The sequence below is a fragment of the Dyella sp. A6 genome (assembly GCF_036320485.1).
GTDB lineage: Bacteria > Pseudomonadota > Gammaproteobacteria > Xanthomonadales > Rhodanobacteraceae > Rhodanobacter_A > Rhodanobacter_A aluminiiresistens.
Genome location: NZ_CP132911.1, coordinates 2,348,699 through 2,362,155 on the forward strand (window position 1 = coordinate 2,348,699; position 13,457 = coordinate 2,362,155).

General features: G+C 65.3%; 16 protein-coding genes. 8 read left to right on the top strand and 8 right to left on the bottom strand.

Annotated features, from left to right (window positions below; genetic code table 11):
• Position 1: 1 nt before the first annotated feature.
• Together RA164_RS10490 and RA164_RS10495 are read right to left on the bottom strand one after the other, a co-directional pair.
• On the bottom strand, positions 2-1,024 hold the full coding sequence (locus RA164_RS10490) for an aminopeptidase (RefSeq protein WP_329743530.1): 1,023 nt from the start codon (positions 1,022-1,024) through the stop codon (positions 2-4).
• A gap of 99 nt (positions 1,025-1,123) precedes the next feature.
• Positions 1,124-1,519: a hypothetical protein gene (locus RA164_RS10495; RefSeq protein ID WP_329740797.1), complete on the bottom strand. Its 396-nt coding sequence runs from the start codon at positions 1,517-1,519 to the stop codon at positions 1,124-1,126.
• A gap of 247 nt (positions 1,520-1,766) precedes the next feature.
• Between RA164_RS10495 and RA164_RS10500 the strand changes: the two genes are divergently transcribed.
• Positions 1,767-2,324 (top strand): hypothetical protein, encoded by a 558-nt coding sequence (locus RA164_RS10500; RefSeq protein ID WP_329740798.1) that lies wholly within the window; start codon positions 1,767-1,769, stop codon positions 2,322-2,324.
• Between the two features lie 14 nt (positions 2,325-2,338).
• Here the strand turns inward: RA164_RS10500 and RA164_RS10505 are convergent, their stop codons facing one another.
• The gene (locus RA164_RS10505) at positions 2,339-2,950 is read right to left on the bottom strand and encodes a rhomboid family intramembrane serine protease (protein WP_329740799.1); all 612 of its coding nucleotides are present in this window, start codon (positions 2,948-2,950) and stop codon (positions 2,339-2,341) included.
• A gap of 110 nt (positions 2,951-3,060) precedes the next feature.
• Here RA164_RS10505 and RA164_RS10510 point away from each other — a divergent pair, with 110 nt between their 5' ends.
• Complete coding sequence (locus RA164_RS10510; protein ID WP_329740800.1) at positions 3,061-3,942, top strand: PhzF family phenazine biosynthesis protein; 882 nt, start codon at positions 3,061-3,063, stop codon at positions 3,940-3,942.
• Entirely contained in the window at positions 3,939-4,403 is a 465-nt protein-coding gene (locus tag RA164_RS10515; protein WP_329740801.1) for a YaiI/YqxD family protein, read from the top strand. The genes RA164_RS10510 and RA164_RS10515 overlap by 4 nt, the downstream gene beginning before the upstream one ends.
• A 25-nt stretch (positions 4,404-4,428) precedes the next feature.
• Here RA164_RS10515 and RA164_RS10520 read toward each other — a convergent pair whose 3' ends face one another.
• Both RA164_RS10520 and RA164_RS10525 read right to left on the bottom strand, forming a co-directional pair.
• Positions 4,429-5,310 (bottom strand): NAD(P)-dependent oxidoreductase, encoded by an 882-nt coding sequence (locus RA164_RS10520; protein WP_412731020.1) that lies wholly within the window; start codon positions 5,308-5,310, stop codon positions 4,429-4,431.
• Positions 5,311-5,383: 73 nt separating this feature from the next.
• Positions 5,384-6,562 (bottom strand): BaiN/RdsA family NAD(P)/FAD-dependent oxidoreductase, encoded by a 1,179-nt coding sequence (locus tag RA164_RS10525; protein ID WP_329740802.1) that lies wholly within the window; start codon positions 6,560-6,562, stop codon positions 5,384-5,386.
• A gap of 89 nt (positions 6,563-6,651) precedes the next feature.
• On the opposite strand from RA164_RS10525, the gene RA164_RS10530 reads away from it, so the two are divergent.
• Positions 6,652-7,134, top strand: a complete 483-nt coding sequence (locus RA164_RS10530; RefSeq protein ID WP_329740803.1) for a YajQ family cyclic di-GMP-binding protein — start codon at positions 6,652-6,654, stop codon at positions 7,132-7,134.
• A 24-nt stretch (positions 7,135-7,158) separates the two neighbouring features.
• Here RA164_RS10530 and RA164_RS10535 read toward each other — a convergent pair whose 3' ends face one another.
• Positions 7,159-7,857, bottom strand: coding sequence for a DUF1345 domain-containing protein (locus RA164_RS10535; protein WP_329740804.1), 699 nt, complete (start codon positions 7,855-7,857; stop codon positions 7,159-7,161).
• A gap of 40 nt (positions 7,858-7,897) precedes the next feature.
• Positions 7,898-8,128: a GNAT family N-acetyltransferase gene (locus RA164_RS10540; protein ID WP_329740805.1), complete on the bottom strand. Its 231-nt coding sequence runs from the start codon at positions 8,126-8,128 to the stop codon at positions 7,898-7,900.
• 192 nt (positions 8,129-8,320) lie between these two features.
• Here RA164_RS10540 and RA164_RS10545 point away from each other — a divergent pair, with 192 nt between their 5' ends.
• Positions 8,321-8,749 carry an OsmC family protein gene (locus tag RA164_RS10545; RefSeq protein WP_329740806.1) on the top strand — a complete coding sequence of 143 codons (429 nt, stop codon included), beginning with the start codon at positions 8,321-8,323 and terminating at the stop codon, positions 8,747-8,749.
• A 60-nt stretch (positions 8,750-8,809) separates the two neighbouring features.
• Here the strand turns inward: RA164_RS10545 and RA164_RS10550 are convergent, their stop codons facing one another.
• On the bottom strand, positions 8,810-9,913 hold the full coding sequence (locus tag RA164_RS10550; RefSeq protein WP_329740807.1) for a 3-deoxy-7-phosphoheptulonate synthase: 1,104 nt from the start codon (positions 9,911-9,913) through the stop codon (positions 8,810-8,812).
• A gap of 382 nt (positions 9,914-10,295) precedes the next feature.
• On the opposite strand from RA164_RS10550, the gene RA164_RS10555 reads away from it, so the two are divergent.
• From RA164_RS10555 to RA164_RS10565, 3 genes are all read left to right on the top strand, one after another.
• The gene (locus RA164_RS10555; RefSeq protein ID WP_329740808.1) at positions 10,296-12,185 is read left to right on the top strand and encodes a 3'-5' exonuclease; all 1,890 of its coding nucleotides are present in this window, start codon (positions 10,296-10,298) and stop codon (positions 12,183-12,185) included.
• A gap of 78 nt (positions 12,186-12,263) precedes the next feature.
• Entirely contained in the window at positions 12,264-12,941 is a 678-nt protein-coding gene (locus RA164_RS10560) for an SH3 domain-containing protein (RefSeq protein ID WP_329740809.1), read from the top strand.
• A 90-nt stretch (positions 12,942-13,031) separates the two neighbouring features.
• Complete coding sequence (locus RA164_RS10565; RefSeq protein ID WP_329740810.1) at positions 13,032-13,448, top strand: FKBP-type peptidyl-prolyl cis-trans isomerase; 417 nt, start codon at positions 13,032-13,034, stop codon at positions 13,446-13,448.
• Positions 13,449-13,457 lie beyond the last annotated feature (9 nt).

The window sequence follows — 13,457 nt, forward strand, 5'->3', positions numbered from 1 at the left end:
TTCAGGAGTGTACGTGTGACGTCTCCGCCAGTGTCTGGAGGGTCGAATCACGCTCTGCCTTGCGCTCATGGGCCAATGCCCGGACCCGCTGGTAGAACGCCGGCCACTGCCCATGGCTGGCCCGGAACAACACCGCGAAGGCAGGCGTCCACTGGTCATACAGGCCGAACGGCAACAGGCGCGCATTGTTGATCGGCCGCGCCACCCAGGCGTCATAGCGGTGGTCGCCCGGCCAATGCGTGTGGCGCCATGCCTTGTAGCGCTGACGGAAGGCTTCGATCTCGCGGTGCTTGCCGGCTGCCATGGCCTCCTCGTCCACGCCACTGGCATACAACGCCTTCAGACGATCGCGCAGCCCCAGTACCAGCCGGGTGAAACCGTCGGCCATCTGCCGAGCCTTGCCGTCGTCCGGAGGCAGGCCGCGCGCGGCACGCCATTCGCGCAGCCCCTCGGTCTGCACGAAGGTGGCGAACGATTCATTGAATGCGGTATCGCCCTTCACGTAGATCAGCTGGTGCGCCAGCTCGTGGAAGATGGTGCTGGCCAGATCGTCGTCGTCCCATTCCATCATGCTGGACAGGATCGGATCGGCAAACCAGCCCAGCGTGGAGTACGCCGGCACCCCGCCCACGTAGACGTCATCGCCGCGCTTGCGCAGCCGCGCAGCGTCGGCCTCGGCCCTCGCTTCGCTGAACCAGCCTCGATACGCCACGCAGCCGGCAAACGGGAAACACTGCGGGACGGCCTGGACCGAGAAACGTGGTGTGGCGAACACGTTCCACACCACATAAGGGCGATCCAGGGCCACGTAATAGGTATAGCTGCGGTTATGCGGCAAGCCCAGCCGCTGCCAGGCGAAGCGCCTTGCCTGCTGGGCAAGGCGCAGTCGTACCGCCAGTGCGGGTGACGTGGAAGGGTCGCGCAACACCTTGGCGATGCTGCGGCGATGCAGCAGCAGCTCACCCTCGCCATGCGTCACATGGGCGTAGTAACGCAGATTCGCGCAGGCCGACAGCAGGCACATCAACGCAATACCGAACAGCCACTTCGGAAACGGACCGCGACGCGGCAGATTCCACCGCCCCCTCATGCAGGCGCGAGGCCTCCCGCACACCCCACGGAATCAGTGATGACGGTGGTCATCGTGCCCCGAGTGACCGCGTGATCGACGGTCATGGCCACCGTCACCATGGTAGCCCCCCCGCTGCGCCGGGCGACCATGCCAGCCGCCATGATCACGGTCGCGATGGTAGTCGCCGCCGTAGCGCGGCCGGCTGTACCAGACTCCACCCACGGTGATACCCGGAGCCACGCAGCAGCCATAGCCATAACCACCATATCCGTAGTAGTACGGCGAGGCGTAATAGCTGTCGTTGTAGATCACCGCGGGACCGCGGCCGTAGTAGGCGCCACCCTGGTAGCCGTTGCTGCGTACATAACTGTAGCCGGGGGCCACGTAGCAGCCCGACAGCAATGCCGTCGCAGCGAGGATGGAAGCAATAGCCAGCAGACGTTTCATGGCAGTCCTCCATGGAAATATGGATCCAAGCTGACAGCACCCGCTTGAACTGGCACTGAGTCCCAAGAATCCACAAACAGGCTCCCTGTCCTGCCCATACGACTCAAGCCCCTTCGCACCACGCAACGTTCCGGTCGACACGCTACCTGTTCAGCGCTTGCCGCGTTTCGTGCCCTTGTCTGGTGCATGGGCCGCTGCCGCAGTGCCTGGCGCCTTGCTGGTCGTAGCGGCGGACGAATCGCGACGCATGCGCCGACGCTTGGCATCCAGCAGCGCCTGGATCTGCGCCACCGCCTCTTCCTGGGTGATATGTGGCACCGGTGCCGGAGCCGGTGATGTCGATACGTCGGCCGCGGACCGGGCAACCGTCTTGCGACCCAGCCCCGTCGTGCGGACAGCGGCCTTCTTCGTCACCGACTTTCTCGGCGGCGCTTTCTTTACGGCAAGCTTCCTGGCGGCAGGCTTTGCGGGTGCGGCTTTCTTCGCGGTGGGCTTTTGCGACGACGCCTTCTTGGCGGTGCTCGCAGCTGTCCCGGCCTTGTGGGCCGCTGACTTTCTGGCGGTGGATTTGGCTGCGGCCCGTTTGCCCGTGGCAGATGTCTTGGCTGCCGGGGGCGCTGCAGCGACCTTCCTGGTTGCCGCTTTTTTCGCAGGTGCTCCCGCGACCTTCCTGGAAGTCGTTCGGGAGACGGAAGTTCCGGCCGAGGATTTCTTCGCGGCCGACTTGCGGGTCGTTGCCATGCGTTCGTACTCCTTCGGTTGCCAATACCCCAGTATGGACACGCCCATCATGACCCGGACGTGAGCATGCCGCCCGTGTCAGAAGTGAGGCTGCGCCAGTTCGCCGAGAAAATGCGGCAGCACTTGCGGATTCACCAGCAAGGTGAACACCACGCCGTAAGCGGCGCCCCACAGATGTGCACTGTGATTGATGCTATCCCGTCCGCGCCGATCCATGTAGATGGAATAAGCCGTATACAGCACGGCATAGATGATCGCCGGCATCGGAATCACCAGCACGATGATCTGCGACCAGGGCGCCAGCAGGATGTAACCGAACAATACCGCCGACACGGCGCCCGAGGCACCGAGGCTGTGGTAGTTCGAGTTATTCCGGTTCTTGAGATACGTCGGCAGTATCGAAACCAGCAAGCCGCCGAGGTAGAACAGGGCGAACCCGAACATGCTGCCTATCGACCCGTCATAGAACGGCGCCATGTCACGACCGAAGAAGTACAGCGTCAGCATGTTGAACAGCAGATGGGTGCCGTCCGCATGCACCAGACCGTAGGTCAGCAGGCGGTAGTACTCGCGCTTGCGGGACACTGCCGGCGGCCAGAGGATCAGGTCGTCCATCACCTTGCGGTTGTTGAAGGCGATGAACGAGACAATGCAGGTGCCCGCGAGAATCAGGATCAACACAAGCGACATATGGCAATTCCGACCTTGAACATGAATCCTCCCATCTTCGCGTTCACGCGTGTGCTTGTCGACCGTTAGAATGCGCGCTCCCCATGCGGCCACGGCCGCCCGTCGAGCTCATGAATCCCATTCGTTACCTGCACCTGGACGTCTTCGCCGCACATCGTGGCGTCGGCAACCACCTTGGTGTGGTCACCGACGCGCGCGGCTGGAGCGACGCGCAGATGCAGCGCTTCGCGCGCTGGACCAACCTAGTCGAGACCACGTTCCTGTTGCCGCCATCCGCCCCCGGAGCCAGCTACCGCGTGCGGATATTCACCCCGCACAAGGAAATCCCCTTCGCCGGACACCCCAGCATCGGCAGCGCACACGCCGTGCTGGAGTGCGGGCTGGCTGCGCCGGTCGAGGGCCTGCTGTGGCAGGAGTGCGGCGCCGGCGTGTTGCCGGTGCGGGTGGAAGGCGAAGGCACCGACCGCCGCCTGCTACTGCAATCGCCTGGCGAGCGGATACTGGCCACCGGCAGCGACGCCCACCCGCTGTTCGCTGCGGCATTGAACGGCATTGGCACCGGCACGCTGCCGCCGGCCCTGGTCGACGGCGGCCGTCGCTGGTGGCTGGCCGAAGTGGAGAGCGAAGCCGCCCTGCGTGCCTGGCAGCCCGACCATCAGGCGATCGGCGCACTGGCCCATGCCAGCGACAGCATGGGCCTGTGCGCCTTTGCACGCAGCGGACACGCCGACTACCAGCTGGTGGTACGTGCCCTGCCCGCCGGTGTCGGCATCGTCGAGGACCCGGCATCGGGTGCCGCCAATGGCCTGATCGCCGCCTACATCGCGCACGCCGAACCGCACGGACCACTGGCCGGCGGCTATACCGTCAGCCAGGGACGCGAAATCGGCCACGACGCCAGCCTGACCGCGCATATCGTCGATGGCGCCGTATGGATCGGCGGCCGCACCCACACCATCGTCGACGGCATGCTGCACTGGAGCGACTGTTGAGCGACGGTGCACAGATCTGGGTCGACGCGGACGCCTGCCCGGGCGTCATCAAGGAGATCCTGTTCCGTGCCGCCGAGCGCGAACGGATCAACGTGACCCTGGTCGCCAACCAGTACCTGCGCACCCCGCCGTCACCGTTGGTCCGTGCGGTGCAGGTGCCGGCCGGCCTCGATGTGGCCGACAACGAGATCGTGCAGCGCGTGAACGCTGGCGACCTAGTGGTTACACAAGACATCCCGCTGGCTGCGCTGGTGGTCGAAAAGGGGGCGCTGGCGCTGGACCCGCGTGGCGCGCTGCACACCCCGGAGACCATCGCGCAACGCCTGTCGATGCGCAATTTCATGGACGAACTGCGTGGCAGCGGCATCGACACCGGTGGTCACGCCGCCTTCCATGCGCGCGACCGGCAGGCCTTCGCCAACCAGCTCGACCGCTGGCTGGCGCAACGCCGGCGCGGCTGAACGCCGTTCCGGAACCGTCCGCCGCTCAGTCGTCGGGCAGATTGGCCCGGCGCGCCGCTACTTGCGACAGCGCCGACCAGTCGCGGTCGGGATCACCGGTCGCCAACGCTTCGAGCAGGCTGTCGCGCAGCACACCGGCAAACGGCAACGGCACCCGCGCAGCTTCGCCCGCCGCCAGGGCCAGACTGACGTCCTTGTAACCCAGCGGCAGGGTGAAACCGGCTGGCTTGAAGCGCCGCTCCGCAATCAGCCTGGCGTAACCCTGGTAGGCCGGTGCAGCGAACAGCGTGGACGTCATCACCTCGAGAAAGTCGGCCGCCTCGATACCGTGCGCCCGGGTCAGCGCCGAGGCCTCGGCCATGCTTTCGATCGCCGCGGCCAGCATGAAATTGCCGGCGATCTTTGCCACGTTGGCGCGCTCGGGAGCCTCACCCAGTGACCACACCCGACGTCCCATCGCCTCCAGCAGCGCGCGCACCTGCTCAATGCTGGCCGCTTCACCCGCAGCCAGGATATTGAGCGTACCGGCGGCGGCCACGTCAGGACGGCCGAACACCGGTGCCGCGACATAACCGACCCCGTGCTGTGCATGTACCGCGACCAGTTCCTTCGCCAGAGCCACCGATATCGTGGCGTGGTTCACGTGCACGGCACCCGACGGCATCGCCTCGAGCACACCGCCGTCGAGAATCACCGCACGTACGGCCTGGTCGTTCGCCAGCATGCTCAGCACGGCCTCGCCTTGTGCCGCATCCGCAGGACGTTCTGCCACCAGCGCTCCCTGAGCAGCCAGGGCCGCGGCCGGTTCCGGCGAGCGGTTCCATACGGTGACCGTGTGCCCGGCCTTGAGCAGGTTGGCCGCCATGGCCGCCCCCATTGCGCCGAGCCCGATGAATCCAACGTTCATGCCGTTACTCCCGTGTGTCTGTTGAAAGTTTCGAAGTAGACCCGCTGCCGCATGCAGCCGATGCGAATAACGCTTACACCACCTGGCCCGCAGCCTGGCCGGACGCCCAGGCCCACTGGAAGTTGTAGCCACCCAGCCAGCCGGTGACGTCCACCACTTCGCCAATGAAGTACAGGCCGGGCACAAGCTTCGACTGCATCGTGCTCGACGACAGACCGTCGGTATCCACCCCGCCCAGGGTGACCTCCGCCGTGCGGTAGCCCTCGGTGCCACTGGCCGTTATGGGCCAGTCGTGCAGTTGGCGACCGATCTCGCGCAACTCGGCATCGCGGTACTGGCGCATCGGACGATTGTCGAACCAGTGCTCGCACAGACGCTGGGCCAGGCGCTTCGGCAACAGGTCGGCCAGCACGTTCTTGAATTCGGCGGCGGGACGGGCCGCGCGCTGATCGACCAGCCAGTCACCCGCAGCATGGTCGGGCAGCAGGTCGACGCGCAGGTCGTCGCCCGGTTGCCAGTAGGACGAAATCTGCAGCACTGCCGGCCCACTCAGACCTCGATGCGTAAACAGCATGCCGGCGCGAAAACTCAGCTTGCCCGTGCGCGTCTCGACCACCGGCAACGCCACGCCAGCCAGATCATGGTAATGCTGCTGATGCTTGCCGCTGAGCGTAAGCGGCACCAGGCCGGCACGCACCGGCAGCACGGCGTGACCGAACTGGCGCGCCAGTTCGTAACCGAAACCGGTCGCGCCCATGCTGGGAATCGACAGTCCACCGGTCGCCACCACCAGCGACTCCGCATGCACCTCGCCGTGCGCGGTGAGCACGCCAAAACCTTCATCCGTGTGTCGCACCCGCTCAACCGCACACGACGTCTCCACCCGCACGCCTGCATCCGCGCATTCGTCCAGCAGCATGCGCACGATCTGCTTGGACGAGTCGTCGCAGAACAGCTGCCCCAGCTCCTTCTCGTGATAGGCGATCCGGTGCCGCTCGACCAGTGCGATGAAATCCGCCGGGGTATAGCGCGCCAGCGCCGACTTGGCGAAATGCGGATTGGCGGAAAGGTAGTTGGCCGGTGTAACGCCAAGGTTGGTGAAGTTGCAGCGCCCCCCGCCCGACATCAGGATCTTCTTGCCCGGCCGGTTGGCGTGATCGACCACCAGCACGCGACGGCCGCGCTGCCCGGCAGCGATCGCGCACATCAAGCCGGCGGCGCCGGCACCGACGATCAGCACATCCACTTTCACGCAACCGTATTCCTTGCTCGCACAGGGCCTGCATTATCGCCCAGCCGCATCGCTTAAACTGCACCACAACTTCAACACGAGCCGCCGCCATGCCCTCATTCGATGTGATTTCCGAAGTCGACAAGCACGAACTGACCAATGCCGTCGACCAGGCCAACCGCGAACTGGCCAACCGTTTCGACTTCAAGGGCACCGATGCGAAGTTCGAACTGGAAGCATTCGTGATCACCCAGGTCGCGCCCAGCGAATTCCAGCTGCAGCAGATGCTGGACATCCTGCACGGCCGGCTGATCTCGCGGAAAATCGACATCCGCGCGCTGGACGTGGCCGACCCGGAGACCAACCTCGCCGGATCGCGCCAGAAGATCACCGTCAAGCAGGGCATCGAGCAGCCCACCGCGAAGAAACTGGTGGCGGAACTGAAGGCCGCCAAGCTGAAGGTCGAAGCCCAGATCAATGGCGACAAGCTGCGCGTCACCGGCAAGAAGCGCGACGACCTGCAGCTGGCCATGGCCCTGCTGCGCAAGGCGGATGCCGGCGTGCCGCTGCAGTTCGACAACCTGCGCGACTAGGCCGTCAGTCGGGCCAGCATGCTGCTAGCTGCCCAACCCGCCCACCACGCTCACGCTGATCGCGAGGATGAACACGTTGAAGAAGAACGCCACGACACTGTGCAACAGGGTGACGTGGCGCATGTGGCGGGCGGCGACCGTCACGTCCGATGTCTGGAAGCACATGCCGATGACAAAGGAAAAGTACACGAAGTCCCAGTAATCGGGTGCGGGCGTACCGGGAAACTCGAGTCCACCGCAAGCGCGGTCGCCGTCCCCGTAATAGCTGTGTGCATAGTGCAGCGCGAAGCTGGTGTTCATGAACAACCACGACAGCACGACCGTGGCAGCGGCCACCAGCACCGCCGTGACACTGCCGCCCTTCGCCGCATGCAGCTCGGTCGCCAGCGCCGTCAGCACCATCAGCGACACCATCACCGTCACCGCCAGCGTGCCGCGGCGACCGGTGTCCTGCAGCCGGGCCTGGCGTGCCAGGTGCTCCTGACTGGAGTGCGCGAACATGCGCGCTAGCGCCACCAGGTACAACAACGCACCCAGGTCGAAACCCAGCATCAAGGCCGAGCCGACACGCATGCCGCCGAGCAGCAGCAGGGTGCCGGCGATCAGGAACACCACGGTCGACGTCATCAGGCGCGGACGTACCCGGATGTATCGCCACGGACGCCAATGGTAGCGATGCACGGTGTCCGGTCCCGTGGGTGTCGGCCCGATCGGCGAATTCATGGATGAACCGTGCTCCTGTGGTTGATCGGCCATGGTGACCTCAGGCCAGAAGATCAGCGTAGCCGGGATGACGCCGAAGCCATGCCGCTATATAGCTGCAGGCAGACACCACCTTCCACCCCGCCGTGCGCGCGGCATCCATCGCCGCCTGCGCCAGCTCGCCAGCCAGGCCGCGTCCAGCTACTACCGAAGGCACCGCCGTGTGGACGATCGTCATGACCTGGCCATCCAGCACATAGTCCAGCTCGCAGCGTTGGCCGTCCACGTGCATCTCGAACCGGCACGCCTGGGCGTCATGTGGATATCGGATTTCACCAGCCGGTCCGCCTGGCTTCGGGCACAAGCGCGCAGCATACGACGCGCTTGGCGAAAAGAGTCGTGAAACATCGTCCACGAGCTTTTCGCACGTCCTGCACGGGTCCCGCATCATCCTCAAATCATTCGCCTTGAAACGGAGGCAGCAATGATCAAGCGATCCGCATCCGCAACCTGGACCGGCGGATTGGAGAACGGGAAAGGGCGCGTGTCCACCCAGACCGGCGTCCTGCGCAACGCGCCCTACGGATGCCGCTCCCGCTTCGGCAACGGCCCGGGAACCAGTCCCGAGGAATTGCTGGCGGCCGCACATGCCGGCTGCTACTCGATGGCACTGGCACATGACCTGGAAAGCGCCGGCACCCCAGCCACGCGCATCGAGACCCATGCCGAAGTCACGCTGGAACATCGCGACGACGGCTTTACCATCGCCGCCGTGCACCTTGCCTGTCGCGCCCATGTCCCTGACATCGACATGGGTCTGTTCGAGCAGATCGCGCAGGCGACCCGGTTCGGCTGCCCACTGTCGAAAGCGCTGAACGCGCGCATCACCCTGGATGCCAGCCTAGACGGTTGAGTCATGGCATGACGCCGGCACCTGTCCGCGCCGACACAGGCTCGGCGACGGACAGCTTGCTCAACCGGCCACCTGGCGCAACAGCGACTCGCGCGCATCGCTCCCGCGGACACGCCGGCGGCGCACGGCCTGCGCCAGGCGCTCCAGCACGCCCACCGATGCATCCCAGTCGATGCAGCCATCGGTAATGCTCTGGCCATAGGTCAGCGGCTGCCCCGCAACCAGATCCTGACGACCGGCCTGCAGATGGCTTTCCACCATCACACCGACAATGCGCCGCTCGCCGGCTTCGATCTGCGCGGCAATGTCGGCGACCACGTGCGGCTGGTTCTCGGGCTTCTTGCTGCTGTTGGCGTGGCTCGCGTCGATCATCACCTGCGGTAGCAGACCTGCCTTCTCGATCGCGACACACGCGGCGTCCACGCTGGCGGCATCGAAGTTCGGCGCCTTGCCGCCGCGCAGGATCACGTGGCAGTCCTCGTTGCCTGCCGTGGCGGCGATGGCCGTGCGACCGTCCTTGGTGACCGCCATGAAATGATGCGGATGCGCTGCCGCCTGCACCGCATCCACCGCGATCTTCACATTGCCGTCGGTACCGTTCTTGAAACCGACAGGACAGGACAGACCCGACGCCAGCTCGCGATGCACCTGGCTTTCGGTGGTACGCGCTCCGATCGCCCCCCAGGACACCAGGTCGGCGATGTACTGGGGCGTGATCATGTCCAGGAACTCGCAACCGGCCGGCAGGCCCAGCGCGTTGATGTCGCCCAGCAGGCCGCGTGCCATGCGCAGCCCTTTGTCGATGCGGCAGCTGCCATCGAGGTCGGGGTCGTTGATCAGCCCTTTCCAGCCGACGGTGGTGCGCGGCTTTTCGAAATACACGCGCATCACGATCTCCAGCGCGTCGGCATGACGTTCGCGCTCCGCAAGCAGGCGCCGGGCGTATTCCAGTGCCGCCTGCGGATCGTGGATCGAGCATGGCCCGATCACCACCGCAAGACGGTCGTCGCGCCCCTGCAGGATGTCATGCATCGCACGACGCGATTCGGACACGGTGGCAAGCGCACGCTCATCGATGGGGTGTTCGCGCATCACCTCGGCGGGTGTGGGCAGTTCCCTGATCTCGCGTATACGCAAATCGTCGGTATGGCTGGTGCTGGACACGGCGGACTCCTTCGGTTCGGTTCCCGGCGGCCAGCAAAAAAGCCGCCAGGGTGGCTGGCGGCTTCTCGTGGGATGTTTCGTGATCTGGGTTTCTTACGATCGCGCTCCACGCTCCGCCGCTGGCATCGGATAGCCGTAAAACCAGAACCAATAGCGGCGGGGGGCGAGAATCATGCTGCAAGTGATAGCACGCCCAGCACGTCATGCAAAGTCCGCTTTGGCATGAGGATCGTGCTCAAGACACGATCAGGCGTACCTCTCCGTCAGGGGATATTCCGCTGCAAGCCGGCCTCGAAGCGGCCCGGGAGGGTCGTCGCACACATTGACAGCGCGGCCGGTTCGGCTAACGTCCGGGCAGGGTTTCCAGGGAAGCAATCGACCGGTGGCAACACTCATTCCGACCCGCAACAGCTGCCTGCCGCGGATGACCGGCGGCGAAAAGCGCGTTTCCGAACGACTGGAGCAGAAGCTCGAAGACGACTACCTGCTGTGGTACGACGTGCCGATCGGGCTGAAGCAGCGCCGTCCGGATTTCGTGGTGTTCCATCCACGCCGCGGCCTGCTGGTGCTGGAGGTGAAGGACTGGAAAGCCGACACCGTCCGCCACGCCGACCGCACCCAGGTCACCCTGGTCACCGACCGCGGCCTGACGAAGGAAACCAATCCGCTGCTGCAGGCGCGCGCCTACGCCCTGGAAATCGGCGTGGTGCTGGAACACGACCCGGCCCTGCGCCACCCGGAAGGCCATCGGCATGCCGGCAAGCTGATCATGCCCTGGGCGTTCGGCGTGGTGCTGGCCAATGTTACCCGCCGGCAATTCGAGGAGGGCGGGCTGGACGCGGTGATCCCGCCGCACCTGGCGATCTGTCGCGACGAACTGTACGAGACGGTGGACGCCGAGGTGCTGCAGGAACGCCTCTGGGCCATGTTTCCGCAGGTGTTTCCGGTGGCCCTGACCCTGCCGCAGATCGACCGGGTGCGCTGGCACCTGTTTCCGGAACTGCGGGTCGAGCCGGGCAATGGTCAGTTCGGCCTTTTCGCCAGGAGCGGCGAGACTTCGACGCGTGCGCTGGCGATTCCCGATCTGGTCAAGGTCATGGACGCCCAGCAGGAACAACTCGCCCGCTCGCTGGGCGACGAACACCGCATCATTCATGGCGTTGCCGGGTCCGGCAAGACGATGATCCTGGGCTTTCGCGCGATGCAGCTGGCGCGTGCGATGCAGCGCCCGATCCTGGTGCTCTGCTACAACAAGACGCTGGCCGCACGACTCGACCAGCTGATGGGCGAACGCGGCCTCAGCGACAAGGTGCAGGTCTACAACTTCCACAAGTGGTGCCGGCAGATGCTCTCCGCCTACCACGTCGACCTGCCGTCGAAGGAAGGCAAGAGTACCGACGCCTTCTTCGCCGAGATGGTCGAGCAGGTGATCGCCGGCGTGGACCGCGGCCAGATTCCGCGCTTCCAGTACGGTGCCGTGCTGGTGGACGAAGGCCACGACTTCGAGCCGGACTGGTACAAGCTGATCGTGCAGATGATCGACCCGGCCACCAACTCGCTGCTGGTGCTGTACGACGACGCGCAGAACATCTACGGCCAGGCCCACCGCAAGCAGGTGAGCTGGAAGAGCCTGGGCGTGCAGGCGCAGGGGCGCACGACCATTCTCAAGCTCAATTACCGCAACACGCTGGAGATCCTCGCCGTGGCACGCGGCTTCGCCAGCGAGCTGTTGACCGAGCGCGTGGGCGAGGACGACGACGTGCCGCTGATCGCGCCGGAAAGTGCCGGCCGCCGTGGTCCGCTGCCGGAACTGATCCGCACCGATACCGCCGCCGCTCAGCTGCAGGTGCTGATCACCCAGCTGCGCGACGAATATGCACATGGTCGTCCCTGGTCCGACATGGCGGTGATCTTCCGCAATCAGTGGGAGGGCGAGAAACTGCAGGAAGCACTCAAGCGCGAGGACATACCCTGCCGCCTCGCCGAGGGCAACGGCAAGAGCTCGCTGTTCGTGGTCGAGGACAGCGTGAAGCTGGTCACCATGCATTCCAGCAAGGGACTCGAGTTCCCGTTCGTGATCATCCCCGGCCTGGGCTCGCTGCCCAAGGCCGGCAAGAGCGAGGCGGACGAGGCTCGCCTGCTTTACGTGGCCATGACCCGTGCCACCGAACGGCTGCTGCTGATCCACCATGACGACTCGGTCTTCAGCAAGCGCATCCGCGATTCGATCAACGATGTGCAGGCGCAGCTGGCACCGCCTGAGCGGGATTGACGGGCGATCCGTCATGGCGGTGTTCAGGCGACCGGGTACAGGCTCGTGTTCAGACGTACAACGCAAAGGAGAACGCCCATGAGTCGATTCGCCTGGCTTGCTTCGATCCCGCTGCTGGCGCTGCCTGCACTCGCCATGGCGGCGGATGGCTATACCACCACCAGCGTCAATATGCGCGCCGGACCCGACATCAGCTACCCGTGGATCGACACCATTCCGGCGGGCGCGCCGGTGGCGATCCAGGGTTGTACCGACGGCTGGGCCTGGTGCGATGTGATCTACCGCGACGAGCGCGGCTGGGTCGCCGGCAACTTCATCCAGTACATCTATGACAACCAGAATGTGCTGGTGCCCCGGTACGGTGCGCGCATCGGCATCCCGATCATTTCCTTCGTGATCGGCACGTACTGGGGCCATCATTACCGCGACCGTCCGTTCTACCGCGAGCGCGACCGCTGGTATGCACGTCCGGTGCCGCATCGTGCCCCACCGCGACCAGCCTACCGCCCGGTGCCGCCGCACCACGGTGCGTTCCCACGCCCGTTACCGCGTCCCACCTCGGGCCCGGTACGCCCGGTGCCCGGCCTGCATGCCCGACCGCTGCAATCGCGGCCTTACCAGCCTGTTCGATCCGGCCAGCCGATGCAGACACGACCGGCACCGTCATGGCATGGCCACGACCGATCGGCACCGGCGTCGCGAGGCCAACCGAACCGCAACGACAAGGGCAGAGGCAAGGACCAGCACGGACATTGAGTTTCACGCCATACCCGACCCGGCCGCCCGGCTCACGGGTGGCCGGGTCACTCGGCTAGACTGCATGCATCCTGTTGCCGGAATCCCTGCATGCGTCGCCTGATCTTCGCCTCCTCCCTTGCCGTCCTTGCCTTGCTGGCCACCGTCTCGGCCAGCGTGCCGGCCGAACTGGTAAAGATCGATACCGTCGTCGGCAAGGGCGCGGTCGCCCACGACGGCGACATGGTCAGCGTCGACTACACCGGCTGGCTGTATGACGCCAATGCCAAGGATCACCACGGCAAGGAATTCGACAGCTCCGACGAGAATGGCGCGCCGATCAGCTTCACGCTGGGTGCCGGCCAGGTCATCACCGGCTGGGACCAGGGCATCGCCGGCATGCATGTCGGCGGCGAACGCACCCTGATCATCCCGGCCAACCTGGCCTATGGCAGCAAGGGCTCCGGCGACGACATTCCGCCGGGCGCCACCCTGGTGTTCGACGTGACGCTGATCAGCGTCAACTGAGGTACACCG